This is a genomic window from Streptomyces lincolnensis (assembly GCF_021173675.1).
GTDB lineage: Bacteria > Actinomycetota > Actinomycetes > Streptomycetales > Streptomycetaceae > Streptomyces > Streptomyces lincolnensis_B.
Genome location: NZ_JAIHON010000004.1, coordinates 667,054 through 691,022, shown reverse-complemented (window position 1 = coordinate 691,022; position 23,969 = coordinate 667,054). Strand labels below are relative to the sequence as shown.

Genomic DNA, 23,969 nt, shown 5'->3' with positions numbered 1-23,969 from the left:
CTTACCGGCTGCACTGCCGAGGAGTGAACGAGGGTTTACTTCGAATGTACTGAGTGGCACTCCGTGCCGTCATCGGGCCGTCGGTGTGATCGCGCGCACGTTGCGTAACCATCTCAGGAGCGCTGCACTGAGTTCCATGCTGACGCGAATCGACCACATCGGGATCGCCTGCTTCGACCTCGACAAGACCGTCGAGTTCTACCGGGCCACGTACGGCTTCGAGGTGTTCCACTCCGAGGTCAACGAGGAGCAGGGCGTGCGCGAGGCCATGCTCAAGATCAACGAGACGTCGGACGGCGGAGCCTCCTACCTGCAGCTTCTGGAGCCGACCCGGCCGGACTCGACCGTCGCCAAGTGGCTCGACAAGAACGGCGAGGGTGTCCACCACATCGCTTTCGGTACGGCGGATGTGGACGGCGACGCGGCCGACATCAAGGACAAGGGCGTACGCGTTCTGTACGAAGAGCCGCGACGCGGCTCCATGGGGTCACGGATCACCTTCCTGCACCCCAAGGATTGCCATGGCGTACTGACAGAACTGGTCACTTCGGCGCCTGTTGAGTCACCTGAGCACTGACCCCCGTACATATGGGCCGGTAGGGTTGGGGGCGGTCGCCGCTCGCACCCAGGGCGACCGGGGTCCTGCCGTGGCGGCGGGACCCGGCCGGGGTCCGGGTTTCGGGGGACGAGCGTCGGGGCGGCAGCCCGCGCTCCGCCGTTGATCTGACACCATTCCCCGGGGGCCCCGTTCGGCGGTTGGACGGAGCTCGTTGGAGAGACTTGCGACCAGGGGACGGATGGGACCGCGCAGTGCGGGGCTACGAGAGCCAGGAGCGGGAACCGGCGGCTGACGTCGATCACCTCACTCGTTTCGAAGCCGAGATGAAGCGGCTGAAGACCGAGCGGGAAAAGGCGATTCAGCACGCCGAGGACCTCGGCTACCAGGTCGAGGTGCTGCGCGCCAAGTTGCACGAGGCGCGGCGCACCATCATGTCCCGGCCCGCCTTCGACGGCGGTGACATCGGCTACCAGGCCGAGCAGTTGCTGCGCAACGCGCAGGTCCAGGCCGACCAGCTGCGCCAGGAGGCCGAGCGGGAGCTCAGCCAGGCCCGGGCGCAGACCCAGCGGATCCTCCAGGAGCACGCCGAGCAGGCCGCGCGGCTCCAGGCGGAGCTGCACCAGGAGGCGGTCAACCGCCGCCAGCAGCTCGACCAGGAGCTGGCCGAGCGCCGGCAGACCGTCGAGTCGCACGTCAACGAGAACGTGGCCTGGGCGGAGCAGCTGCGCGCCCGGACCGAGCAGCAGGCCCGCCGGCTCCTCGAGGAGTCCCGCGCCGAGGCCGAGCAGGCGCTGTCCGCGGCCCGCGCGGAGGCCGAGCGGGTCGCCTCCGAGGCCCGCCAGCGGCTCCAGAGCGAGGCCGAGTCGGCCCGCGCCGAGGCCGAGCAGTTGCTGCGCCGCGCCCGCGCGGACGCCGAGCGGCTGCTGAACGCCGCCTCCACCCAGGCCCAGGAGGCCACCGACCACGCCGAGCAGCTGCGCACCTCCACCACGTCCGAGTCGGAGGCCACCCGCCGCGAGGCCCAGGAGCTGAGCCGGGCCGCCGAGCAGCGCATCGCGGAGGCCGACGAGGCGCTGCGCAAGGCGCAGAGCGAGGCCGAGAAGCTGGTCACCGAGGCCAAGGCGGCCGCCGAGAAGGCCCTCTCCAGCGCCGAGTCGACCAACGAGCAGCGCACCCGCACGGCCAAGGAGCAGGTCGCCCGCCTGGTCAGCGAGGCCACCAAGGAGGCCGAGGCCACCCGGGAGTCCGCCGAGCAGATCGTCGCGGACGCCCGCTCCGAGGCCGAGAAGCTGCTCGCCGAGGCCGCCGAGAAGGCCCGCACGCTCACCGCCGAGGAGAGCGCCACCCAGCTGTCCAAGGCGGCCAAGACCGCCGAGGACGTGCTGAACAAGGCGTCCGAGGACGCCAAGAACACCACCAAGGCCGCGGCCGAGGAGGCCGAGCGGATCCGCAGGGAGGCCGAGGCCGAGGCGGACCGGCTGCGGGCCGAGGCACACGACATCGCCGAGCAGCTCAAGGGCGCGGCGAAGGACGACACCAAGGAGTACCGGGCCAAGACGGTCGAGCTCCAGGAGGAGGCCCGCCGGCTGCGCGGCGAGGCCGAGCAGCTGCGTTCCGACGCGGTCGCCGAGGGCGAGAAGATCCGCGCGGAGGCCCGCAAGGAGGCCGTGGCGCAGATCGAGGAGGCGGCCAAGACCGCCGAGGAGCTGCTCTCCAAGGCGAAGGCCGACGCCGACGAGCTGCGCCAGAAGGCGACCACGGACAGCGAGAAGGTCCGTACCGAGGCCATCGAGCGGGCGACCACCCTGCGCCGGCAGGCCGAGGAGACCCTCCAGCGCACCCGCCAGGAGGCCGAGCGGCACCGCGAGGAGGTCGTCGAGCAGTCCGAGGCGATCAAGGCCGACGCCGAGCGGGCCGCCCGGGAGCTGCGCGAGGAGACCGAGCGGGCCATAGAGACCCGCCGCACCGAGGCCGCCGAGGAACTGTCCCGGCTGCACACCGAGGCCGAGGAACGCCTCGCCGCCGCCGAGCAGGCGCTCGGCGACGCCCGTGAGGAGGCCGCGCGGATCCGCCGCGAGGCCGCCGAGGAGACCGAGCGGCTGCGCGGCGAGGCCGCCGAGCGGATCCGCACCCTCCAGCAGCAGGCCGAGACCGAGGCCGAGCGGCTGCGCACCGAGGCCGCCTCCGACGCCTCCGCCTCCCGCGCGGAGGGCGAGGCCGTCGCCGTACGCCTGCGCTCGGAGGCGGCGTCCGAGGCCGAGCGGCTGAAGTCGGAGGCCCAGGAGAGCGCCGACCGGGTACGCACGGAGGCGCAGGCCGCCGCCGAGCGGCTGGCGACGGAGGCGACGGAGACGCTGGCCGCCGCGCAGGAGGAGGCCAACCGGCGGCGTCGCGAGGCCGAGGAGTACCTCGGCTCGGCGCGCCAGGAGGCCGACCAGGAGCGCGAGCGGGCCCGCGAGCAGAGCGAGGAGCTGCTGGCCTCGGCGCGCAAGCGCGTGGAGGAGGCGCAGGCCGAGGCCGTGCGCCTGGTCGAGGAGGCCGACCGGCGCGCCACCGAGATGGTGTCGGCCGCCGAGCAGCACGCCCAGCAGGTGCGGGACTCGGTCGCCGGACTGCACGAGCAGGCCCAGGAGGAGATCACCGGCCTGCGCTCCGCCGCCGAGCACGCGGCGGACCGCACGCGCCGGGAGGCCCAGGAGGAGGCGGACCGGGTCCGCGGAGACGCCTACGCCGAGCGCGAGCGGGCCGCCGAGGACGCGGGCCGTATCCGGCGGGAGGCGGCCGAGGAGACGGACGCCGCCAAGGCGCTGGCCGAGCGGACCGTCTCGGAGGCGATCGCGGAGGCGGAGCGGCTCAGGTCGGACGCCTCGGAGCACGCCCAGCGGGTGCGTACGGAGGCCTCGGACGCCCTGGCCGAGGCCGACCAGGCGGCGTCGCGCACCCGGGCCGACGCCCGCGAGGACGCCAACCGCATCCGGTCGGACGCGGCGACGCAGGCCGACACCCTCATCACCGAGGCGCGCAACGAGGCCGAGCGGCTCACCACCGAGACGCTCACCGACACCGACCGGCTGCGTCAGGAGACGGTCGCCGAGGCCGAACGGCTGCGGTCGGAGACGGTCGCGGAGGCCGAGCGGGTACGGTCCGAGGCGCGTGCCAAGGCCGAGCGGCTGATGGCGGAGGCGTCCGGCGAGGCGGAGCGGCTGCGCGCCGAGGCGGCGGACACCGTCGGGGCGGCCCAGCAGCACGCCGAACGGATCCGCACCGAGTCGCAGCGGGTCAAGGCGGAGGCGGCGGCGGAGGCCGAGCGGCTGGTGAACTCCGCGCGCGAGGAGGCCGAGCGCACGCTCGACGAGGCCCGCAAGGACTCCAACAAGCGGCGTTCCGAGGCGGCCGAGCAGGTCGACAAGCTCATCACGGAGACCACGGCCGAGGCCGACAAGCTGCTCACCGAGGCGCAGCAGCAGGCCCAGAAGGCCACCGCGGACGCCGAGCAGCAGGCCGACACCATGGTCGGCGCGGCCCGCACCGAGGCCGACCGGCTGGTGTCCGAGGCGACGGTCGAGGGCAACTCGCTGGTGGAGAAGGCCCGTACGGACGCGGACGAACTGCTCGTCGGCGCGCGCCGGGACGCCACCGCGATAAGGGAGCGCGCGGAGGAGCTGCGCGACCGGATCACGACCGAGATCGAGAACCTGCACGAGCGGGCCCGTCGTGAGGCCGCCGAGACGATGAAGTCGACCGGCGACCGCTGCGACGCGCTCATCAAGGCCGCCGAGGAGCAGCTCGCCAAGGCCGAGGCGAAGGCCAAGGAGCTGGTGTCGGAGGCGAACTCCGAGGCCGGCAAGGTGCGCATCGCCGCCGTGAAGAAGGCCGAGGGACTCCTCAAGGAGGCCGAGCAGAAGAAGAACACGCTCGTCCGCGAGGCCGAGGAGCTCAAGGCCGAGGCGATCCGCGAGGCGAAACGCACGGTCGAGGAGGGCAAGCGCGAGCTGGAGGTGCTGGTGCGCCGCCGCGAGGACATCAACGCCGAGATCTCCCGTGTCCAGGACGTCCTGGAGGCGTTGGAATCCTTCGAGGCCCCGGGAGCGGGCAAGGACAACGGCGTCAAGGCGGGCGCCGCGGTCGGTGCCCCTCGATCGGGTGGCAAGTCTTCGGAGGGCTAAGGTTCGTCGGGCAGGCCCGAGGCCGAGTCACCGGATTCCGGTGTGTTCTGGGGCCTTTGACCAAGTCTTTGGCAAGTAGTCCGAGGGTTAGCCACCCAAAAGGGGTGTCATTCTCCAGATCAAACACGCATCCGCTCGATGACACACCGCTTCGGCCCCTAGGATTCCACCTATCACCTCACCGGTCTCATTCGACAGGAACCCCATGAGCGACACTTCCCCCTACGGCTTCGAGCTTGTGCGGCGTGGGTACGACCGCGCTCAGGTGGACGAACGGATCTCCAAGCTCGTCTCCGATCGTGACAGCGCTCTCGCCCGCATCACCGCTCTGGAAAAGCGCATCGAGGAGCTCCACCTCGAAACGCAGAACGCCCAGGCCCAGGTAAGCGACGCCGAGCCGTCGTACGCCGGTCTCGGCGCGCGTGTCGAGAAGATCCTCCGCCTCGCCGAGGAAGAGGCCAAGGATCTGCGCGAAGAGGCCCGTCGCGCCGCCGAACAGCACCGCGAACTCGCCGAGTCCGCGGCGCAGCAGGTCCGCAACGACGCAGAATCGTTCGCTGCGGAGCGCAAGGCCAAGGCGGAGGACGAGGGCGTCCGGATCGTCGAGAAGGCCAAGAGTGACGCGTCGCAGCTGCGCGCCGAGGCCAACAAGGACGCGCAGTCCAAGCGTGAGGAGGCCGACGCCCTCTTCGAGGAGACCCGCGCCAAGGCCGCGCAGGCCGCCGCCGACTTCGAGACGAACCTCGCCAAGCGTCGCGAGCAGTCGGAGCGCGACCTGGCCTCGCGTCAGCAGAAGGCCGAGAAGCGCCTCGCGGAGATCGAGCACCGCGCGGAGCAGCTGCGTCTGGAGGCGGAGAAGCTGCGTACCGACGCCGAGCGTCGTGCGCGTCAGACCGTCGAGACGGCTCAGCGTCAGGCCGAGGACATCGTCGCGGACGCGAACGCCAAGGCCGACCGCATCCGTTCGGAATCCGAGCGTGAGCTGGCGGCGCTGACCAACCGCCGCGACTCGATCAACGCTCAGCTGACGAACGTGCGCGAGATGCTGGCGACGCTGACGGGGGCCGCCGTGGCCGCCGCCGGTACGCCGGCCGACGACGAGCCGATCTCTCGTGGGGTGCCTGCTCAGCAGTCCCGGTAACACCGTTCGACGGCGTCAGGGCCCGCATTCCCTTCGGGGGGTGCGGGCCTTCGTCATGTCACCAGCGGCAGGAACACCTCGTCCACGATCTCGGTCAGCACCCGTTCCGTCACCGGCTCGCCACGCAGCACGATCTCGTGCCGCACCAGGTCCGTCGGCAGGTTCATGATCCGCGGTGAGACCTCGGCCGTGGGGATCTCGCCCCGCTCCGCGGCCCGTTCGAGCAGTGTCGTCATGACGTTCCGCATGATTCCCACCACTTCCGGCACGCGCTGCGCGGTGAACGGCCGCTGATCGACGTACGACTGCTGCGGGTGCGGTCGTTCGCCGTGGCCTCGGTGCTCACCTTCACGGGCGGGCTGACGCTGTTCGGCGGGATGTTCCTGCTGCCGCTGTACTACCAGCAGGTGCGGCACGAGAGCGTGGTGGCCGCCGGGCTGCTGCTCGTCCCGCTGGGCGTCGGCGCTCTGCCGGCCCGCTCGACCGGCCCTCTCGCCGACCGCGTCGGGCCCCGCCCGGTCGTGGTGACCGGCCTGCTGCTGACCGCCCTCGGCACCCTCCCCTTCTGCACCGGGACCCACGACGACGTGCTGCTCTGTCTGGCCCTGGTCGTCCGCGGACTCGGGATGAGCGCCGCCAACCTGGCCCTGCTGGTCGGGGCGTTCCAGGACCTCGCGCCCGAGCATGTCGCCGACGCCAGCGGCACGACCCGGGTCCTCCAGCAGCTCGGCGGCTCCTTCGGCACCGCGGTCCTGGCCGCCGTACTCGCAGGAGACGGTTTCCCGTCGGCGTTCCTGTGGTCGACGGCGTTCACGGTTGTTGCCGCCCTCGTCGGTCTCTGTTTGCCCATACGAGTGGCATCTGCCGAGGCACGCCCCTAGCGTGGTCGGCATGATCGAGCTCGAGGGCCTGACGAAGCGGTACGGCGAGAAGGTGGCGGTCAACAACCTGACCTTCACGGTCAGACCCGGCATCGTGACGGGCTTCCTCGGGCCCAACGGCGCCGGCAAGTCGACGACCATGCGCATGATGCTCGGCCTGGACCGGCCCACCGCCGGTGACGTCCGGATCGACGGCAAGCACTACGACCAGCTCAAGGACCCGCTGACCTACATCGGCGCCCTGCTCGACGCCAAGGCCATGCACGGCGGCCGCAGCGCCCACAACCACCTGCTGTGCCTGGCGCAGAGCAACGGCATCCCGACGAAGCGGGTGCGCGAGGTGCTCGACACGGTCGGGCTGACGGCGGTGGCGAAGAAGAAGGCCAAGGGCTTCTCGCTCGGCATGGGGCAGCGGCTCGGCATCGCGGGCGCGCTGCTGGGCGACCCGCGGATCCTGATGTTCGACGAGCCGGTCAACGGGCTCGACCCCGAGGGCATCCACTGGATCCGCAACCTGATGAAGTCGCTGGCCGCGCAGGGGCGGACGGTCTTCGTCTCCTCCCACCTGATGAGCGAGATGGCGCTCACCGCCGACCACCTCGTCGTCATCGGCCAGGGCCGGCTGTTGGCCGACACCTCCATGGCGGACTTCATCGCGCAGAACTCGCGGTCCTACGTCCGTATCCGCACCCCTCAGCGCGAGCGGCTGCTCGACGTGCTGCACGCCGCCGGGGTCACCGTCGTGGAGACCGGCGCCGGGGTGCTGGAGGTGGACGGGAGCAAGTCCGAGTACATCGGCGAGCTCGCCGCGCAGCACCAGATCGTGCTGCACGAGCTGAGCCCCCAGCAGGCCTCCCTGGAGGAGGCGTTCATGCAGCTGACCGCGGAGTCGGTCGAGTACCACGCGCACAGTGACACGCCGCCCGCGCAGCAACAGGCCTGGGGCGACGGCTGGAAGGGGAACTGACCATGGCGGCGATCCAGGTCGTCCGGTCCGAGTGGACCAAGATCCGGTCGGTGGCCTCCACGGTGTGGACGCTCTCCCTGGCCGTGGTCGTCACCATCGGGCTCGGCATGCTGATCTCGGCCCTGTCGAAGAACGAGTTCGACTCCATGAGCCGCAACGACCGGCTCTCCTTCGACCCGACCTTCATCAGTTTCGCGGGCATGAGCCTCGGCCAGCTCGCGATGATCGTGTTCGGCGTGCTCGTCGTCTCGAACGAGTACAGCACCGGCATGATCCGCACCTCGCTGGCCGCCGTACCGCAGCGCGGCTCGTTCCTGGCCGGCAAGATCGGCGTGGCCACCGCCCTCTCGCTCGTCGTGGGCCTGGCCACCAGCTTCGTCGCCTTCTTCCTCGGACAGGCGATGCTCGGCGAGCACAAGGCGGCGATCGGCGACCCGGGCGTGCTGCGGGCGGTGATCGGCGGCGGCCTCTACATGACCCTCATCGCGATGTTCTCGATGGGCGTCGCCGCGATGCTGCGCTCACCGATGCTGTCGCTGGGCATCCTGATGCCGTTCTTCTTCCTGATCTCCAACATCCTCGGCAACGTGGACGCGACGAAGAAGATCGGCCAGTACCTGCCCGACCAGGCCGGCAGCAAGATCATGCAGGTGGTCACCCCGATCGACGACGACACTCCCTACGGCCCCTGGGGCGGCCTGGGAATCATGGCACTGTGGGTGGCGGCCGCCCTGATCGGCGGCTACATCCTGCTGAAGAAGCGGGACGCGTGACCCGGACGAGGGGCTGGGCAAGCTTTGGGCTTTGCTTTCATTTGAGCGGAACCGTCAGCGCCCCGATAAGCTCCTAACCCTTACGGGGGGCGTGCGCCCCGCTGTCCTGAACCTTGCGATGGGTGCGGAGCATGATCGAGGCAGTCGGCCTGACCAAGCGCTACGGCGACAAGACCGCTGTGTACAACCTTTCCTTCCAGGTGCGGCCCGGAGCCGTCACCGGCTTCCTGGGCCCCAACGGCTCGGGCAAGTCGACGACGATGCGGATGATCCTGGGCCTGGACAACCCCACCTCGGGCCAGGTGACGATCGGCGGCTACCCCTACCGCAAGCTGCCCAACGCCCCCCGCCAGGTCGGCGCGCTGCTGGACGCCAAGGCCGTGCACGGCGGCCGGGCCGCCCGCAACCACCTGCTGAGCCTGGCCCAGCTCTCCGGCATCCCGGCCCGCCGGGTGGACGAGGTGCTCGGTGTCGTCGGCCTCCAGGACGTGGCCAAGAAGCGTTCCAAGGGCTTCTCCCTCGGCATGGGCCAGCGGCTCGGCATCGCCGCCGCGCTGCTCGGCGACCCCCAGGTGCTGCTGTTCGACGAACCGGTCAACGGCCTCGACCCCGAGGGCATCCACTGGGTCCGCAACCTGATGAAGGCGCTCGCGGCGGAGGGCCGGACCGTCTTCGTCTCCTCCCACCTCATGAGCGAGATGGCGCTCACCGCCGACCACCTGATCGTGATCGGGCGCGGGCAGCTGCTCTCCGACCTGAGCGTCAAGGACTTCATCTCGGCGAACTCCGCCGACTTCGCGCGCGTGCGCACCCCCGACACCGAGCCGCAGCTGCGCGAGAAGCTGTCCGCCGCGCTGACCGAGGCGGGCGGCCACGTCATGCCGGAGCAGGACGGCGGGCTGCGCGTGACCGGGCTGCCGCTGCCGCGCATCAGCGACATCGCGCACGACAGCGACGTACGCCTGTGGGAGCTGTCGCCGCACCAGGCCTCGCTGGAGGAGGCGTACATGCGGATGACGCAGGGCGCCGTCGACTACCGCTCGTCCGTCGACCAGCGGGCCGGCCTCCAGCAGCAGCTGCCGCCCGGCGCGCAGCCGCCGATGCCGGTGCCGGGCCAGGGCCAGCCGGGCTGGTACGCCCCGCCGCCGCCCCAGCAGGGCGGCCAGCCGTTCGCACCGCCCCAGGGCCACCCGATGGCGCCGGGCCAGGCGCAGCCGCCGGCAGGTCCCTACGGCGCTCCCGGCGGCGCTCCGGCCCCGGGTGCCGGTGGGCCCAACCCGTACGCCCCGCAGGCCCCGTACGTCCCGCAGGCGCCCCAGGGACAGGCTCCGGCGGCCCCGCAGCCCGCCGCCGCTCCCCCGGCGCCCGCCCAGGCCCCCGCTCCCGCCGCCCCCGCCGCCGACCCGAACAAGTCCGAGGACGCCCGATGAGCACCCCGCAGCCCCCGATGCCGCAGACCGCCGCACCGACCTGGCAGGCGGCGCCCGGTTCGTCGTACCCCCAGCCCACCTACAACTCGCCGATCCCGGTCGTGCGCACCCACCTCGGGCACGCGATCGCCTCCGAGTGGACGAAGATCAAGTCGGTGCGCTCCACGATGTGGACGCTCGGCGTGTTCGTGCTGCTCGTCGTCGGCATCGGCATCGCGACCGGCGCGCTGGTCGCCGCCAACGCGGACCCGGAGGGCCTGCGGAACGAGAACCCGCTGTCGTTCGGGTTCTTCGGGCTGCTGCTCGGCAGCATGTGCCTGATCACGCTCGGTGTGCTGACCACGGCCTCGGAGTACGGCACCGGCATGATCCGCACCACGATGGTCGCCTGCCCGTCCCGCGGCCGGGTCCTCGCGGCGAAGTCGATCGTGTTCTTCGTGGTCGCGTTCGTGGTGACGCTGGTGTCGTCGCTGCTGGTGGCCTTCGCGGACATCGCGCTGCTGGACGGCGCCCGGGAGCCGAGCGGCGGCGAGTGGCTCAAGGGCACGGTCGGCGTCTCGCTCTACCTCGCGCTGCTCGGCCTGCTCTCGCTCGTGGTCGGCTCGATCATCCGGCACTCGGCGGGCGCGATCACCGTCATGATCGGTCTGGTGCTGGCCCCGCTGGTCATCGCGCTGTTCATGTTCACGGAGTCGCTGGCCGGCCTGCGCGAGGCCCTGTTCGAGTACTCGATCCCGAACCAGCTCAGCGTCTTCTACGCCAACTCCCTCACCGAGTCCGGCCCGTCCGGCTGGGACCCGCTGTGGATCGCCCTGGGCATCACGGCCGTCGCCTTCGCCGCGGCCTTCGCGCTGCTGGAGAAGCGGGACGTGTGAGCCCTCGGCCCTAGAACCCCGGCCCTAGAACCTCGGCGCGTTACGGGACCGCTGCACCCGCGTGGTGCGGCGGTCCCGCGCGTTCCAGCAGGCCTTGTGCCAGTGGCGGCGGTCGTCGACGCCGACGTGGTCGGGCCAGGCCACCACATGCGGGACGCCGTCCGGGATCAGCTGCTCGCAGCCCGGGCAGCGGTACGTCTTGCCCTGGGCGCTTGCCCCGGCCACATGGCGTACGTTCCACTCCTCGCCCCGCCAGTTCTCCGTGGACTGCCAGCCGCCGTAGCGGCCGGACCGGTCGTCCTCGGCACTCGTGCCTGACGGGCCGACTCCCTTGGGTCGGTTGCGACGCGGGGACACAGGACACCTCACGGGGCTATACAGGATGCAGGGCTCGTGTCCAGCCTACGCGGCGCCGCCCCGGGTAGGCGTAGGGCACCAACCCCCACAAGTCCCCCTCCGGGGCGACGGATTCCGCAGACAATCGGCAAATCTCTTCGGCAAGCCGTGTCCTCGGCACGTGTCAGAGGGTTATGCCGGGTGGGGGAGCTCCGCGTCGGAGCCAAGGAAGCAGGAAAAGCGATGCACGTTGGAAGTTTCGTGTTGGCGGCCCAGTTCCCGGGGCAGGGGCAGGGGGAGGCGCTGCACCGCGCGGTCCGCTCGGCCGAGGTCGCGGAGGAGGCCGGGCTCGACGCGGTCTGGCTGGCCGAGCACCACTTCGTGCCGTACGGCACGTGCCCGTCGGCGATCACCCTGGCCGCTTTACTGCTGGGCCGTACCCGGCGACTGCGCGTCGGCACCGCCGTGAGCGTGCTGCCCACCGTCCACCCCGTGGCCCTCGGCGAACAGGCCGCGCTGCTGCACATGACGAGCGGCGGGCGCTTCTCACTGGGCGTGGGGCGCGGCGGGCCGTGGGTCGATCTGGAGGTCTTCGGCGCGGGTCTGAAGGCGTACGAGACGGGGTTCCCGGAATCACTCGATCTGCTGGTGCGCTGGCTGCGCGAGCCGTCGGTGGGCGCCGCCGGGGAGCGGTTCACCTTCCGTGAGGTGCCCGTCGTGCCGCGGCCGTCGGAGTCCCTGACGGAGGTCGCGGGCCCCGAGGTCGTGCTCGCGTGCACCTCTCCGCAGAGTGTCCGCATGGCCGCCGAGCGCGGACTGCCGATGCTGCTCGGCATGCATGTCGGCGACGAGGAGAAGGCCGAGATGGTGTCCCTGTGGCGCCGGCTCGCGCGTGCGGCCGGGCATCCGCCCGAGCAGGTCCGGCACGCGGCACACGTCTCGGCCGGCGTCTGCCAGATCGCGGACCGGCGCACCGACGCGGTGGAGACCCTCACGAAGGCGATGCCGGGCTGGCTGAAGCAAGGACTCGGTGCCCATGTCACGGTCGACGGTCGCGAGCGTCCGATGCGCGACCCGCTCGCCTACACCGAACTGCTCTGCGGACTGCATCCGGTGGGCACCCCGCGACTGTGCGCCGACCGGCTCGCCGCGACCAGCGAGCGGACCGGCATCTCCCGCTTCGCCCTGCTCACCGAGGGGTCCGGAGACCTGGCGGCCACCGAGGAGAACATCCGGCGGCTGGGTACGGAGGTACTGCCGCACCTCGGTTGACCCGTCCCCCGACCACCCCGCGGGCCGAACGGCCCCGTCCGGCAGGGAGCTTGCCGCCCCAGTACTGATGCACCTCCCGCGTACGGAGCGGCAAGCAAGCGGCTTGCTGCGTCAGCAGTCCCTGAACTCCGGAGACTGGTTGAGCAGCTGACTGCGCACCGAGGTGAAGCGCGTCAACGTCTCGTCGACCGAGGCGTCCAACGGGAACACCGCCACCCGGTGGCAGTTCTGGAAGGCCAGCCGTACACCGAAGTGCCGCTGGAGCGCGCCGCGTATCGCGTCACTCGCAAGCGCACGCAGCAGCTGACCGCGTGCCTGCTCGTCCGGCGGAGGCGTCTGGTTGTCGGCGAAGTTGCCGCCGTCGACCTTCAGCTGGGCCACCAGGGAGCTGATCATCTCCCATGCGTAGGGCAGGGAGGTCCGGACGCAGTCGACGAATTCGGCTTCGTCGACCTCGCCTCGCTCGGCCTTCTCGAGTAGGGCCGGTGAGACGTCGAGCGACATGGGTTCTCCTCTCGCACCCCCGACTGACTCAGGGGTTGCCGGACAGATAAAGGGAGTTCGCGATGCCGAACACGCTGCGTACACACCTCGCGACCTCCCGTTTACTACGGTAAGCAACGGACGGTGACGGCACCAGGAAAACGCGTACAAAGAGCGGTCCCATTGGGCACACAATCGGCCACAACCGAACAGGCATGTTCTGGGCCGAATCGCGCGCGCAGGGGCCCGTCGAGTAGCGTTGCCGACCATGCGTCTCGTCATTGCCCGGTGTTCCGTCGACTACGCGGGCCGGCTCACCGCCCACCTGCCCTCGGCCCCCCGTCTGATCCTGGTGAAGGCGGACGGCAGTGTGTCGATCCACGCGGACGACCGTGCCTACAAGCCCCTGAACTGGATGTCGCCGCCCTGCACGCTGAAGGAGGGATCGGGCGAGGAGGAAGGCGTCTGGACCGTCGTCAACAAGGCGGGCGAGAAGCTGATCATCACGATGGAGGAGGTCCTCCACGACTCCTCGCACGAACTGGGCGTGGATCCCGGCCTGATCAAGGACGGCGTGGAAGCGCACCTCCAGGAACTCCTCGCCGACCGCATCGAGACCCTCGGCGAGGGCTACACACTGATCCGCCGCGAGTACATGACCGCCATCGGCCCGGTCGACATCCTGTGCCGGGACGCCGACGGCCAGACGGTCGCGGTGGAGATCAAGCGGCGCGGTGAGATCGACGGTGTCGAGCAACTCACGCGCTACCTGGAGCTGTTGAACCGCGATCCCCATCTCGCCCCGGTCCGCGGCGTCTTCGCCGCCCAGGAGATCAAGCCCCAGGCCCGCGTCCTCGCCACCGACCGCGGCATCGGCTGCACGGTCCTCGACTACGACGCCCTGCGCGGCATCGAGGACGACAAGCTGCGGCTGTTCTGACCCCCCGTCGCTCCGCTACGACGACAAGGGCCCGGTCCGTCGGCGGACCGGGCCCTTTCGCGCGCTGTACGCGGGTCAGATGACCGACTCCGAGCTGCTCGGCGAGTTCGCCGTGGTCTCGGGAGCGCTGGCCGAACTGCTGGTCTCCACCGGGGAGGAGGCGGGGCCGCTGGCCGAGTCGGAGGTCTCCGGGGTGCTCGGCGGCGGTGAGGTCGGCGGCTGGCTCGTGGGCGGCTGACTGGTCGGCGGCTGACTGGTGGGCGGCTGGCTCGTCGGCGGCTGGCTGGTGGGCGGGTTGGACGAGGACGGCGGCTTCGAGGAGGTCGGCGGCTTCGTCGGCGCCGTCGTCGTACCGCCGGTCGGCCCGCGCGTCCCGCTCGGGTCGTCCGACGGCCGTGCCGTGTCCGTCGGGGTCGGGTCGTCGGAGGTGCCGAGGGTGCCGTCGGGGCCCGGGTCGGTCGGGCGGCTGGTGGCCACGCCGGTGTCGGAGCCGTCGTCGTTCTTCGGTTCGTCGGCGCCCAGGTTGCCGTCGTTGACGCCCTGGCTGGCGGACGGGTTGACGCCGACCTGATTGGACGGTTCATCGGGGGTGTTGTCGGACGTCGCGCCGAGCGTGACGACCGTGCCGAGCACCGCCACGAGCAGCGCGCCCGCGCCCGAGGCCACGAGGTTGCGCCGGGCGAACCCCCGGAAGCCGCCGCGTGCCTTGTGGGCCCCCGAGGGGCCTCCCACGGACCCGGAGCCCACCACGGTGGGCCCGTCGGACGACGACGCCGCCCGGTAGGTGACCAACGTGCCGCTGTCGGAGGGCGGCTGGAGCGGCGGGAAGGCCGCCGGGACCCCGCCCGGGGGCGACTGCGACTCCTCGTACCGCGCGTCCGGCACCTCCTCCCCCGCCCGCGCGCCGAGCCCGGCCGGCGCACCGAGGCCCGGTGTGTCGCCGGAGCGGTCGGAGACCAGGGCGAGGGCGCGGCGGCCGGCGACGGTGCCTCGCTTGTCGGCGAGGGCGCCGCGCAGGCCGATGGAGGCCTCCAGTTCGGAGCGGGCGCGGTCGAGTTCGCCCGAGCAGAGCGCGAGGACGCCCAGCTCGTGGTGGAAGTAGGCCCGTTCGGCGCCCTCGCCGGCGAGCCGGGCGGCCTCGGAGCCCAGGTGCAGCGCCCGCTCCCAGGCGCCCCAGTGACCGCCCGCGGCGAACGCGGGTGCCGCCGTGCGGGCCAGTCGTACGGCGGGGCTCTCGGCGTTCTCAGCGTTCTCGGCGGGCGGTGCCGTGACGGGGACCAGCACGTCGAGCGCGGCGAGCACGGCGTCCGCCTCGGCGCACACGCGCTCGGGGGTGACCGAGGGGTGCCCGGCCCACCATGCGTAGTGCTGGGCGGCGGTGAGCGCGCGGGCCTCGGTGTCGTCGCCGTATCCGGCGGCCTCCAGTTGGGCCAGGACGCCGGCGGCGAGCCGGTAGTGGGCGCCGACCGGGGTGACCAGACCGCAGGAGACCAGCTCGCCGAGCGCGGCGTCCGCGTGGGTGTCGTCGACCAGGGCGGGCAGGTGCGCCTGGTCGGGCACCTCGCCGCCGAGCGCGACGGCGAACCGCAGGGTGGCGCGCGCCGAGTCGCTGAGCCGGGTGGCCAGCAGCGGGGCGGGGGCGGCCGCTTCACCGAGCGAGGGCAGCGGGACGTTCTCGCCCTCCCCCTCGGAGGCGTCGTAGGGAGTGTCGAAGGGCGCGTCGACGGGGGTGGCGTCCGCGAAGACGCCGAACTCGTCGACGGCGTTCGCGCCGGCCCGCAGCCGGTCGCGCTGCCGGAGCAGGGCGCCCGCCTGGACGAACCGCAGCGGCAGCCCCTCGGACTCGAACCACAGGTCGCCCGCCCAGTTCGACTCCTCCTCGGTGAGGGCCCGGCCGACGGCGCGCTCCAGGAGCTCCAGTCCGTCGGCGCGTTCCAGGCCGCCGAGGAAGACCTCTTCGAGCAGGGAGTCGGCGGACGGGGCGGGCACGTCGGGCGTGGCTGCGATCAGGAAGGCGCACTCGGGGGTGGCGTCCAGCAACGCGTCCAGGGCGGCGCCGCCGAACTCGACGTCGTCCAGGACGACGACCGCGCCGATCTCCCGGACGTGAGTGAGCAGGTCGTCCCGGTCCGGGCGGTGCAGGGGTGCGTTGTGAACGGCGTAGAAGAGGTCGTGGAGCAGGTCGTCCACGGTGCGGTGGCTGCCGTTGAGGCGGATCACCCCGTCGGGGGCGAGGTCCGCGCAGTCCTCGGCGACGACGTCGAGGAGGCTGGTCCGGCCGGCGCCGGCCGGGCCGGTGAGGCGGACGGAACGGCCGCGGGCGAGCAGCCGCACCAGCCGCTCGCGTTCGTCCTGACGGGCCAGGAGCGGCAGCTCGGGCAGCGCCGGGCCGGGTGGCACGGGCGGCCGGGTGGCACGGGCGACCTCGGCCCGCGCGGCCGCGCTGAGCTTCTCGGGCCGGCCGGGGCGTTCGCCCGGCGGGCAGACCTCTATCTCACTGCCGTCGACCGGGTTGACGGTCAGCAGGTAGTCGCCCGTGACGAGTTGCACCGTCCGGGCGAGAGCGGGTGTGTGCTGCGCGAAGTCCGGTGTGAGGGAATCCCTGGGCGGGCGCTGCCGCGGGGCATGACTGTCCCCGTCGTGGCCGTACCCCTCGGGTTCCCGGTTGTTCGGGTCCATAGGTTTTAGCCCCCCAAAAGCGTCGTGTGCCAGTTCCGGCCCCTCCCGGCCTGTTGCACACCGCGCTGTCGCTTCTGGTCCGGACCCGCTCCAGGGTTGTTCACACAGCGGGCGACCGAACCCTAAACCTTCGCACAGTATCTACGACAGCCCGGAGTACCGCGCCGTGCGAGACGTCACAGTCTCGTGAGGATTGCGCGCGTCATGCGTATCGTGACGTCCCGCGCGGGTCACCCTCGTCGCCCGCTTCACACCCGATCGGGTCAGTCACACGCGGGGCAGGGACTCCACGCCGATGCCGCCCTCGATCGCCAGGATGCGGTGCAGCCGGGTGGCGACGAGCAGGCGCTGCATCTGCGGCGGTACGCCGCGCAGGACCAGTCGTCGGCCGCAGCGGCCGGCCCGCCGGTGTGCCCCCATGATCACCCCGAGTCCGGTGGCGTCCCAGGAATCCAGCTCGGACAGGTCCAGGACCAGATCGCCGACTCCGTCGTCGACGGCCGAGTGCAGGACCGTACGGGCGTCCGCCGCGCTGCGGACGTCGAGGCGGCCCCCGACGACCAGCTCGACGTGGTCGCCCCTGATGTGCATATGCGCTCCCCGTGAGTGCGTACGTGTCTCCGTGTGGTGCCGGGTGGTGCTGCGTTCACAGCTGATGACGGTGATGCAACCTCTGACGGTGTGAGACCCTCGGAGGTTGCCGTCCGTAAGCGAACCGATACCGAATTCACCCCCGGGTGTGATGCCCGTGGGGTCTGTGCGGTTTCCGTGCCTGTAGTTCAGTGCCTGTGGTTCACAGTGCCTGTGGTTCAGTGACTGCGATTCAGCGCTTGTGGTTCAGCGACTGGAGTTCAGTGCTTGTAGAAGCCCTGCCCGCTCTTGCGTCCGATGTCACCGGCGTCCACCATCCGGCGCATCAGCTCCGGCGGGGCGAACTTCTCGTCCTGGGACTCGGTGTAGATGTTGCCGGTGGCGTGCAGCAGGATGTCGACGCCGGTGAGGTCCGCCGTGGCGAGCGGTCCCATGGCGTGGCCGAAGCCCAGCTTGCAGGCGAGGTCGATGTCCTCGGCGCTCGCGACGCCCGACTCGTAGAGCTTGGCCGCCTCGACGACGAGGGCGGAGATGAGCCGGGTGGTCACGAACCCCGCCACGTCGCGGTTGACGACGATGCAGGTCTTGCCGACGGACTCGGCGAACTCCCGCGCGGTGGCGAGGGTTTCGTCGCTCGTCTTGTAGCCGCGCACCAGCTCGCACAGCTGCATCATCGGGACCGGCGAGAAGAAGTGCGTGCCGACGACCCGCTCGGGGCGCTCCGTCACGGCCGCGATCTTGGTGATCGGGATGGCGGAGGTGTTGGAGGCGAGCACGGCGTCCGAGTTCACGATCTTGTCGAGCGCTCGGAAGATCTCGTGCTTGACCTCCAGCTTCTCGAACACGGCCTCGACGACGACATCCGCGTCGGCGACGGCGTCCAGGTCGGTGGTCGCGGTGATCCGGGCGAGGGCGGCGTCGGCGTCGTGCGCTTCGAGCCTGCCCTTGCTCACGAACCTGTCGTACGACGCCTTGATGCCGTCGGTGCCCCGCTTGAGCGCCTCGTCGGTGACGTCCCGGAGGACGACCTCCCAGCCCGCCTGGGCGGAGACCTGGGCGATGCCGGAACCCATCAGGCCGGCACCGATGACGGCAAGCTTCCGTGCCACTGTCGCGACTCCCCTTTGAAACGCCTTACACCATGTTCAAGTTGCCTCTTCGGCGGACCTTAGCGCTCGTGAGGGGCCGTGTGGCCGCTTAGTAATGCGCGTCACGTCTCAGATGACGGACATCACACCGGGGGGAGTCATGCGGCGCCCCGGACGGCGTAGTTGAGCACCTTCTCGCTCAACAGCTCCTCCATCTCGTCCAGAAGCCCGAGCGTCTCCCGTGACACTTCGTCCGGATTGCGCCCGGCGACCATCTCGCGTCCGATGGCCGCCATGGCCGCCTGGTGGATCCAGTTGATCTGACCGGCGATCAGGGTGGGCAGCGGGTCGTCGTCGGCGGCTCCGGTCTCCTCGCGCAGGGCCGTCTCCAGGTTCTCCTGGACCTCCTGCTGGATGCTCCACAGCCGGGAGCGGAGCGGCGGCGCGTCATGGATGACCCGCATGAAGCGGTCGTAGCCCGTCATCAGGCCCACCCGGGGCGAGACCGCCCGGACCTCGTCGCGCAGTTCCCGCAGGACGGCCGCGGCGGCCGACTCCCCGACGTCCCGGCCGCGCACCCAGCGCGCGAGCCGGTCGACGACTCCCGCGCTGCGGTCGAGGAAGAGGTCCTCCTTGGTCGGGAAGTAGTTGTAGACGGTGTTCACGGAGACGTCGGCCGCCTCCGCGACCTCCGCGATCGTGACCGCCGCGAATCCGTGTTCCAGGAAGAGCCCGGTGGCGATGTCCGAGATCCGCTGCCTCGTCTCGCGCTTCTTGCGCTCCCTGAGCCCTTCGGTCATGGTCCACATCCTAGCTTCGCTGGGCCTACTGAAAATTTGGAGTCATTGCAAACTTTCAGCAACTCTGCTTTTCTGGCGTCATGCCCCTCATCAGTGCGGCGGGACTCGCCCGTACCTTCCAGACCAAGCTCGGCCCCGTCCAGGCCGTGCGCGGTATCGACCTCACCGTGCGCGAGGGCGAGATCCTCGGCTTCCTTGGCCCCAACGGCGCCGGGAAGACGACGACCCTGCGGATGCTCACGACCCTGCTCGCCCCCACCGGCGGCGCGGCCACCGTCGCCGGCCACGACCTCGCGACCGACCCCGCGGGGGTGCGCCGGGCGTGCGGATACGTGGCCCAGTCGGGCGGTGTCGACCCGCAGATCTCGGTGCGCGAGGAGCTGGTCACCCAGGGCCGCCTGTACCGCCTGACGAAGGCTCAGGCGATCGGGCGTGCGGCGGAGTTGGCCCGGGACCTCGACCTGACCGACCTGCTCGACCGCCGGTGCGGCGCGCTCTCCGGCGGTCAGCGGCGCCGCCTGGACATCGCGATGGCGCTCACGCACCGCCCGAAGGTCCTCTTCCTCGACGAACCCACCACCGGCCTGGACCCCGGCGCCCGTGCCGACCTGTGGGACCTGGTCCGCCGGCTGCGCGAGACCCACGGCACGACCGTCTTCCTGACCACCCACTACCTCGACGAGGCCGACGCCCTCTCCGACCGCCTGGTGATCGTCGACCGGGGCGTGGTCGTCGCGGAGGGCACGCCGAGCGCGCTGAAGCAGAAGCACGGCGGCTCGGCCGACGCGAGCCTCCAGGACACGTTCCTCGCCATCACGGGCCGCCGCGCCACCCCCACCGACACCACTCCCGTAGCCGTCTAGGACACCCGATGCTGCTGCACGACACGGCCCTCATCTACGGCCGCTATCTCCGCCAGTCCCTGCGCTCGCGCTTCGCGCTGCTCTTCGGCGTGCTGATGCCCCTGCTGTACCTGCTCTTCTTCGGCCCGCTGCTCACCGATCTGCCGCTCGGCGGCCAGGGCAGCTCCTGGCAGCTGCTGGTGCCCGGGCTGCTGCTCCAACTCGGCCTGTTCGGGGCCTCGTTCGCGGGCTTCTCGATCATCATCGAGAACGGTCAGGGAGTGGTCGAGCGCATGCGGGTCACGCCCGTCAGCCGCCTGGCCCTGCTGCTGGGCCGCGTGCTGCGCGACGCCACGGTGTTCGTCTTCCAGGCGGTGCTGCTGGTCCTCGCCGCCGTGCTGATGGGTCTGCGCGCGCCTCTGGCCGGCGTCCTGATCGGCTTCGCGTTCGTCGCGCTGCTCACGGTCTCGCTCGGCTCGCTGTCGTACGCGCTGGCGATGCGGGTCCGTACCCCCGCGGAGTTCGGCCCCACGGTCAACGCGCTGAGCATGCCGTCGATGCTGCTGTCCGGCCTGATGCTCCCCATGACCCTGGCCCCGGGGTGGCTGGACGTCCTCTCCCACTTCATGCCGTTCCGCTATCTGGTGGACGCCGTGCGGGACGCCTACGTCGGCTCGTACGCCACGGCCCACATGCTCTACGGCGTCCTGGTCGCCGTAGCCCTCACCGCGCTGGCCGTGACAGTGGGCACACGGGTCTTCCGGACGTCCGGAGCGTAATTACGCTGGCCCCATGGTCAATCTGACGCGCATCTACACGAAGACCGGCGACAAGGGCACCACCAACCTCGGTGACATGAGCCGGGTCGCCAAGACCGACCTGCGGATCGCCGCCTACGCGGACGTCAACGAGGCGAACGCGGTCCTCGGCACGGCGATCGCGCTGGGCGGGCTGGAGGAGGAGGTCGTCAAGGTCCTCACCCGCGTCCAGAACGATCTGTTCGACGTCGGGGCCGACCTGTCCACGCCCGTCGTCGAGAAGCCCGAGTTCCCGCCCCTGCGGGTCGAGCAGTTCTACATCGACAAGCTGGAGGCGGACTGCGACCGCTTCAACGAGCGGCTGGAGAAGCTGCGCTCCTTCATCCTCCCGGGCGGCACCCCCGGCGCCGCCCTCCTCCACCAGGCCTGCACGGTCGTCCGCCGGGCCGAGCGCTCCACCTGGGCCGCCCTGGAGGTCCACGCCGAGGCGATGAACCCGCTCACCGCGACCTACCTCAACCGCCTCTCCGACCTCCTGTTCATCCTGGCGCGGACGGCGAACAGGGCCGAGGGCGATGTCCTCTGGGTCCCGGGCGGCGAGCGCTGACGCCGCCTATCGGCGTGCCGTCCGGTACAGGCCCGCCGCGGTCAGCACGCCTCCCCAGCACATCATGACCAGGCCGACCTTGGTCAGGGTGACCACCGGGACCTCCACGTCCTCGGTGAACAGCCACAGCGGCAGGCCGATCAGGAAGGTGAGGAGGCCCTCCAGCAGGTTCTTCGACGCCCGGCTCATGACCGGACCCGGTCCTTCCCGGACGTGACCCGCCCGTCCTCCTCGGCCCCGGCCGGAGCCTTCTTCGGCCAGATCGTGTACGTCAGGGCGACCAGGCCGTGGATGCCGGCGGCCCGCCAGGCGGCGTAGCGCCAGCTCTCCAGGGAGCCGGTGCGGGAGGGGTCGTCGACGTACCAGATGGCCAGCTGGAGCAGGACGGTCGCCACGACGGCGGCGGTGAGCGTGCCCAGCCACACCTTGCCCTCGTGCCGGGCGCGGGCCATGCCGTAGCGGGGCGGGCCCGGCGGCTTCGCGGCGCCGCCCAGCCGGTGCGCGGCGTGGCCGTCGAGCCACTTCACGGTGCGATGGCCGTGGCCCACCGTGTAGCCGATGTACAGGGCGGCCAGACCGTGCTTCCAGCTCGGGTCGGCGCCGTTCTTCAGGTCCAGCGCGGTGACGACCAGCAGCACGACCTCCAGCAACGGTTCGCACAGCAGCAGCGCCATGCCGGTGCGCGGCATCCGCAGCAGGTACCTGAAGGCCAGGCCGGCTGCCAGCAGCACCCAGAAGCCGATCTCACAGACGATGATCAACGTGACGACCACGACTCGCTCCTCTCGGTCACCCTTCCAGGCTCCCGTCGGAATCCGGGCCGATCGTCGTCGGCGGTGACGAAGTCGCGGTACATCGAAAGATGCAGCCCAGGACCGTTCCCGGGAAGCAGGCGCCCGGCGCGCGGGGCGTGTTGTATGGAGGACATGGCCCTGCGACTCCCGCGCCCCCACCGCTTCGACGTGTACCTCGCGGTCGGCGGGCTGCTCGGCGGAGTGCTGCTGGCGGCCCTCGGCCTGGGAGTGCGGCCGGCCAGGGATCCCATCACGCTCTTCGACGGCCCGTGGCCGGTCCTCGCGCTGCTCGCGGTGATGTCGGGCTGCGAGCTGCTGCGCCGGACCGCCCCGCGCGTGGCCCTGCTGACCGGCACGGTCGCGGTGACCGCGGACCTCATGACCCAGGGCAGCGTGGCCACGGTGCTGATGTTCACCGATGTCGTGTACGCCGCCGTCCTGTACGGTCCGCCCGCCTCGGCCCGCCGCATCCCCAGGATCGCCGGACTGCTCACGGTGGCGGGGACGGTGGTGCCGTTCGCGGTGTGGCGCGTGCCGGAGGCACTGCTGATCGGCGTGCTCATCGGTGCCTTGGCCTTCGGGCCGGCGGCCACCGGCTCGATCGTCCGCAACCACCGGGACGCCGCCGAGGCAGCGCAGTTGCGCGCGGAACAGACCGCGCTGCTCGCCGAGATGGACCGCACTCAGGCCGTCACCTCCGAACGCGCCCGGATGGCCCGCGAGTTGCACGACATGGTCGCCAACCACCTCTCCGCGATCGCCATCCACTCCACGGCCGCGCTCTCCCTGGACGACCCGAAGACCTCCCGGGACGCGCTGGCCGTCATCCGCCAGAACAGCGTGGAGGGGCTCTCGGAGATGCGCCGGCTCATCGGCATCCTGCGCGACTCCAGCGGCGACACCGAGCCGGTCGCCGCCCCCACCCTGGACGGACTCGGCGCCCTGATCGAGGGCGCCCGCACCAACGGCCTGGAGGTGACCCTCGACGCCACGCACGACGCCGTTCCCGCCCCGGTCGAGCTCGCCGCGTACCGCATCGTGCAGGAGTCCCTGACCAACGCCCTCAAGCACGCCTCCCCCGGCCGGGTCGCCGTGGTGATCGCCCAGCGGGACGGCTCCCTCGTCGTCACCGTGACCAGCCCCTTCGGGGACCACGACGGACCTCGCGCGCCGGGCTCGGGGGCCGGTCTGGTCGGCATGCGGGAGCGCGTCGCCCTGCTGGGCGGCGCCTTCGAAGCCGCTCCCGAGGACTCGGCGGACGGCAAGATCTGGGCTGTCCGCGTCACACTCCCCCTGACCGAAGGAGACCCCGTATGAGCAGTGCCGTCCGTGTCCTCGTCGCCGAGGACCAGTCCGCCGTCCGGGCGGGGCTCGTCCTCATCCTGCGCAGCGCCCCCGACATCGAGGTGGTCGGCGAGGCGGCGGACGGCGAGCAGGCGGTGGCGCTGGCCCGGGAGCTGCGGCCCGACCTGGTGCTGATGGACGTACAGATGCCGCGTCTGGACGGGGTGTCGGCGACCCGGCAGGTGGTCGAGGAGGGCCTGGCCGACGTGCTCGTGCTGACCACCTTCGATCTCGACGAGTACGTCTTCGGGGCGCTGCGGGCCGGCGCCTCGGGCTTCCTGCTGAAGAACACGGAGGCGAAGGACCTGGTGGAGGCCGTCCGCACGGTGGCGCGCGGCGAGGGCCTGATCGCTCCGGCGGTCACCCGCCGGCTGATCGCCGAGTTCGCGGCCAAGCCCGTACGACAGCCCGGCGCGGACCCCGCGGTCCTCGGCACCCTCACGCGCCGCGAACGCGAGGTGCTGGCCTGTCTGGGCGAGGGGCTGTCCAACGCGGACATCGCCGTGCGGCTCGACATGGCGGAGGCGACCGTGAAGACGCACGTGAGCCGACTGCTGGGAAAGCTGGAGCTGCGCAGCCGGGTCCAAGCGGCGGTGCTGGCGCAGGAGTTGGGCGTCTGAACCGCGCCGGGCCCCACTCAGGG

General features: G+C 71.4%; 24 protein-coding genes. 15 read left to right on the top strand and 9 right to left on the bottom strand.

Annotated features, from left to right (window positions below; translation table 11 throughout):
- Positions 1-136 precede the first annotated feature (136 nt).
- The 3 genes from mce (at position 137) to K4B79_RS13985 (ending at position 5,866) form a co-directional block, all read left to right on the top strand.
- Positions 137-577 (top strand): methylmalonyl-CoA epimerase, encoded by a 441-nt coding sequence (mce, locus tag K4B79_RS13995; protein WP_093906564.1) that lies wholly within the window; start codon positions 137-139, stop codon positions 575-577.
- Positions 578-810: 233 nt separating this feature from the next.
- The gene (gene scy / locus K4B79_RS13990) at positions 811-4,725 is read left to right on the top strand and encodes a polarized growth protein Scy (protein ID WP_232026847.1); all 3,915 of its coding nucleotides are present in this window, start codon (positions 811-813) and stop codon (positions 4,723-4,725) included.
- A 205-nt stretch (positions 4,726-4,930) separates the two neighbouring features.
- Positions 4,931-5,866, top strand: coding sequence for a cellulose-binding protein (locus tag K4B79_RS13985; RefSeq protein WP_232026846.1), 936 nt, complete (start codon positions 4,931-4,933; stop codon positions 5,864-5,866).
- A gap of 53 nt (positions 5,867-5,919) precedes the next feature.
- On the opposite strand, the gene K4B79_RS13980 is transcribed toward K4B79_RS13985, so the two are convergent.
- Positions 5,920-6,114 carry a TetR-like C-terminal domain-containing protein gene (locus K4B79_RS13980; protein WP_232026845.1) on the bottom strand — a complete coding sequence of 65 codons (195 nt, stop codon included), beginning with the start codon at positions 6,112-6,114 and terminating at the stop codon, positions 5,920-5,922.
- Positions 6,115-6,180: 66 nt separating this feature from the next.
- Here K4B79_RS13980 and K4B79_RS13975 point away from each other — a divergent pair, with 66 nt between their 5' ends.
- From K4B79_RS13975 to K4B79_RS13955, 5 genes are all read left to right on the top strand, one after another.
- Positions 6,181-6,747 (top strand): MFS transporter, encoded by a 567-nt coding sequence (locus tag K4B79_RS13975; RefSeq protein WP_232026844.1) that lies wholly within the window; start codon positions 6,181-6,183, stop codon positions 6,745-6,747.
- Between the two features lie 10 nt (positions 6,748-6,757).
- The gene (locus K4B79_RS13970) at positions 6,758-7,714 is read left to right on the top strand and encodes an ABC transporter ATP-binding protein (RefSeq protein WP_232026843.1); all 957 of its coding nucleotides are present in this window, start codon (positions 6,758-6,760) and stop codon (positions 7,712-7,714) included.
- A gap of 2 nt (positions 7,715-7,716) precedes the next feature.
- Complete coding sequence (locus K4B79_RS13965; RefSeq protein WP_232026842.1) at positions 7,717-8,487, top strand: ABC transporter permease; 771 nt, start codon at positions 7,717-7,719, stop codon at positions 8,485-8,487.
- A 131-nt stretch (positions 8,488-8,618) separates the two neighbouring features.
- Positions 8,619-9,917, top strand: a complete 1,299-nt coding sequence (locus K4B79_RS13960) for an ABC transporter ATP-binding protein (protein WP_232026841.1) — start codon at positions 8,619-8,621, stop codon at positions 9,915-9,917.
- Entirely contained in the window at positions 9,914-10,792 is an 879-nt protein-coding gene (locus tag K4B79_RS13955) for an ABC transporter permease subunit (RefSeq protein WP_232026840.1), read from the top strand. The genes K4B79_RS13960 and K4B79_RS13955 overlap by 4 nt, the downstream gene beginning before the upstream one ends.
- Positions 10,793-10,816: 24 nt before the next feature.
- Here the strand turns inward: K4B79_RS13955 and K4B79_RS13950 are convergent, their stop codons facing one another.
- Positions 10,817-11,149, bottom strand: coding sequence for an ATP/GTP-binding protein (locus tag K4B79_RS13950; RefSeq protein WP_232026839.1), 333 nt, complete (start codon positions 11,147-11,149; stop codon positions 10,817-10,819).
- Positions 11,150-11,371: 222 nt separating this feature from the next.
- On the opposite strand from K4B79_RS13950, the gene K4B79_RS13945 reads away from it, so the two are divergent.
- On the top strand, positions 11,372-12,400 hold the full coding sequence (locus K4B79_RS13945; RefSeq protein ID WP_232026838.1) for an LLM class flavin-dependent oxidoreductase: 1,029 nt from the start codon (positions 11,372-11,374) through the stop codon (positions 12,398-12,400).
- Between the two features lie 111 nt (positions 12,401-12,511).
- Here K4B79_RS13945 and K4B79_RS13940 read toward each other — a convergent pair whose 3' ends face one another.
- Entirely contained in the window at positions 12,512-12,904 is a 393-nt protein-coding gene (locus K4B79_RS13940; RefSeq protein ID WP_067439746.1) for an SCO5389 family protein, read from the bottom strand.
- A 247-nt stretch (positions 12,905-13,151) separates the two neighbouring features.
- On the opposite strand from K4B79_RS13940, the gene nucS reads away from it, so the two are divergent.
- Positions 13,152-13,823 (top strand): endonuclease NucS, encoded by a 672-nt coding sequence (gene nucS / locus K4B79_RS13935; protein ID WP_232026837.1) that lies wholly within the window; start codon positions 13,152-13,154, stop codon positions 13,821-13,823.
- A 75-nt stretch (positions 13,824-13,898) separates the two neighbouring features.
- On the opposite strand, the gene K4B79_RS13930 is transcribed toward nucS, so the two are convergent.
- The 4 genes from K4B79_RS13930 to K4B79_RS13915 form a co-directional block, all read right to left on the bottom strand.
- Positions 13,899-16,502 (bottom strand): ATP-binding protein, encoded by a 2,604-nt coding sequence (locus K4B79_RS13930; RefSeq protein WP_232026836.1) that lies wholly within the window; start codon positions 16,500-16,502, stop codon positions 13,899-13,901.
- A 267-nt stretch (positions 16,503-16,769) separates the two neighbouring features.
- Complete coding sequence (locus tag K4B79_RS13925; RefSeq protein WP_095750291.1) at positions 16,770-17,093, bottom strand: STAS domain-containing protein; 324 nt, start codon at positions 17,091-17,093, stop codon at positions 16,770-16,772.
- Between the two features lie 260 nt (positions 17,094-17,353).
- Complete coding sequence (locus tag K4B79_RS13920) at positions 17,354-18,202, bottom strand: 3-hydroxyacyl-CoA dehydrogenase family protein (protein WP_232026835.1); 849 nt, start codon at positions 18,200-18,202, stop codon at positions 17,354-17,356.
- A gap of 137 nt (positions 18,203-18,339) precedes the next feature.
- Positions 18,340-18,981, bottom strand: coding sequence for a TetR/AcrR family transcriptional regulator (locus K4B79_RS13915; RefSeq protein ID WP_232026834.1), 642 nt, complete (start codon positions 18,979-18,981; stop codon positions 18,340-18,342).
- 80 nt (positions 18,982-19,061) lie between these two features.
- On the opposite strand from K4B79_RS13915, the gene K4B79_RS13910 reads away from it, so the two are divergent.
- From K4B79_RS13910 to K4B79_RS13900, 3 genes are read left to right on the top strand one after another with little or no spacing between them, the layout of a single operon-like run.
- Positions 19,062-19,844: an ABC transporter ATP-binding protein gene (locus K4B79_RS13910; RefSeq protein ID WP_232026833.1), complete on the top strand. Its 783-nt coding sequence runs from the start codon at positions 19,062-19,064 to the stop codon at positions 19,842-19,844.
- Positions 19,845-19,852: 8 nt separating this feature from the next.
- Entirely contained in the window at positions 19,853-20,602 is a 750-nt protein-coding gene (locus K4B79_RS13905) for an ABC transporter permease (protein WP_232026832.1), read from the top strand.
- 13 nt (positions 20,603-20,615) lie between these two features.
- Positions 20,616-21,188 carry a cob(I)yrinic acid a,c-diamide adenosyltransferase gene (locus K4B79_RS13900; RefSeq protein ID WP_232026831.1) on the top strand — a complete coding sequence of 191 codons (573 nt, stop codon included), beginning with the start codon at positions 20,616-20,618 and terminating at the stop codon, positions 21,186-21,188.
- Positions 21,189-21,194: 6 nt separating this feature from the next.
- Here the strand turns inward: K4B79_RS13900 and K4B79_RS13895 are convergent, their stop codons facing one another.
- Positions 21,195-21,377, bottom strand: coding sequence for a DUF5708 family protein (locus K4B79_RS13895; protein ID WP_232026830.1), 183 nt, complete (start codon positions 21,375-21,377; stop codon positions 21,195-21,197).
- Complete coding sequence (locus tag K4B79_RS13890; protein WP_232026829.1) at positions 21,374-21,961, bottom strand: hypothetical protein; 588 nt, start codon at positions 21,959-21,961, stop codon at positions 21,374-21,376. Before K4B79_RS13890 ends, K4B79_RS13895 begins: the two co-directional genes overlap by 4 nt.
- 153 nt (positions 21,962-22,114) lie before the next feature.
- Between K4B79_RS13890 and K4B79_RS13885 the strand changes: the two genes are divergently transcribed.
- Together K4B79_RS13885 and K4B79_RS13880 are read left to right on the top strand one after the other, a co-directional pair.
- A complete protein-coding gene (locus K4B79_RS13885; RefSeq protein ID WP_232026828.1) occupies positions 22,115-23,299 on the top strand; it encodes a sensor histidine kinase in 1,185 nt (394 codons plus the stop codon).
- Positions 23,296-23,946 (top strand): response regulator, encoded by a 651-nt coding sequence (locus K4B79_RS13880; RefSeq protein ID WP_232026827.1) that lies wholly within the window; start codon positions 23,296-23,298, stop codon positions 23,944-23,946. Before K4B79_RS13885 ends, K4B79_RS13880 begins: the two co-directional genes overlap by 4 nt.
- The last annotated feature ends 23 nt before the right edge of the window (positions 23,947-23,969 follow it).

Excerpts from the sequence above, each read along its gene's own strand:
- mce (WP_093906564.1), top strand. The coding sequence starts at position 137 with ATGCTGACGCGAATCGACCACATCGGGATCGCCTGCTTCGACCTCGAC.
- K4B79_RS13985 (WP_232026846.1), top strand. The coding sequence starts at position 4,931 with ATGAGCGACACTTCCCCCTACGGCTTCGAGCTTGTGCGGCGTGGGTAC.
- K4B79_RS13980 (WP_232026845.1), bottom strand. The coding sequence starts at position 6,114 with ATGCGGAACGTCATGACGACACTGCTCGAACGGGCCGCGGAGCGGGGC.
- K4B79_RS13970 (WP_232026843.1), top strand. The coding sequence starts at position 6,758 with ATGATCGAGCTCGAGGGCCTGACGAAGCGGTACGGCGAGAAGGTGGCG.
- K4B79_RS13965 (WP_232026842.1), top strand. The coding sequence starts at position 7,717 with ATGGCGGCGATCCAGGTCGTCCGGTCCGAGTGGACCAAGATCCGGTCG.
- K4B79_RS13960 (WP_232026841.1), top strand. The coding sequence starts at position 8,619 with ATGATCGAGGCAGTCGGCCTGACCAAGCGCTACGGCGACAAGACCGCT.
- K4B79_RS13955 (WP_232026840.1), top strand. The coding sequence starts at position 9,914 with ATGAGCACCCCGCAGCCCCCGATGCCGCAGACCGCCGCACCGACCTGG.
- K4B79_RS13945 (WP_232026838.1), top strand. The coding sequence starts at position 11,372 with ATGCACGTTGGAAGTTTCGTGTTGGCGGCCCAGTTCCCGGGGCAGGGG.
- K4B79_RS13940 (WP_067439746.1), bottom strand. The coding sequence starts at position 12,904 with ATGTCGCTCGACGTCTCACCGGCCCTACTCGAGAAGGCCGAGCGAGGC.
- nucS (WP_232026837.1), top strand. The coding sequence starts at position 13,152 with ATGCGTCTCGTCATTGCCCGGTGTTCCGTCGACTACGCGGGCCGGCTC.
- K4B79_RS13930 (WP_232026836.1), bottom strand. The coding sequence starts at position 16,502 with ATGGACCCGAACAACCGGGAACCCGAGGGGTACGGCCACGACGGGGAC.
- K4B79_RS13925 (WP_095750291.1), bottom strand. The coding sequence starts at position 17,093 with ATGCACATCAGGGGCGACCACGTCGAGCTGGTCGTCGGGGGCCGCCTC.
- K4B79_RS13915 (WP_232026834.1), bottom strand. The coding sequence starts at position 18,981 with ATGACCGAAGGGCTCAGGGAGCGCAAGAAGCGCGAGACGAGGCAGCGG.
- K4B79_RS13910 (WP_232026833.1), top strand. The coding sequence starts at position 19,062 with ATGCCCCTCATCAGTGCGGCGGGACTCGCCCGTACCTTCCAGACCAAG.
- K4B79_RS13905 (WP_232026832.1), top strand. The coding sequence starts at position 19,853 with ATGCTGCTGCACGACACGGCCCTCATCTACGGCCGCTATCTCCGCCAG.
- K4B79_RS13900 (WP_232026831.1), top strand. The coding sequence starts at position 20,616 with ATGGTCAATCTGACGCGCATCTACACGAAGACCGGCGACAAGGGCACC.
- K4B79_RS13895 (WP_232026830.1), bottom strand. The coding sequence starts at position 21,377 with ATGAGCCGGGCGTCGAAGAACCTGCTGGAGGGCCTCCTCACCTTCCTG.
- K4B79_RS13885 (WP_232026828.1), top strand. The coding sequence starts at position 22,115 with ATGGCCCTGCGACTCCCGCGCCCCCACCGCTTCGACGTGTACCTCGCG.
- K4B79_RS13880 (WP_232026827.1), top strand. The coding sequence starts at position 23,296 with ATGAGCAGTGCCGTCCGTGTCCTCGTCGCCGAGGACCAGTCCGCCGTC.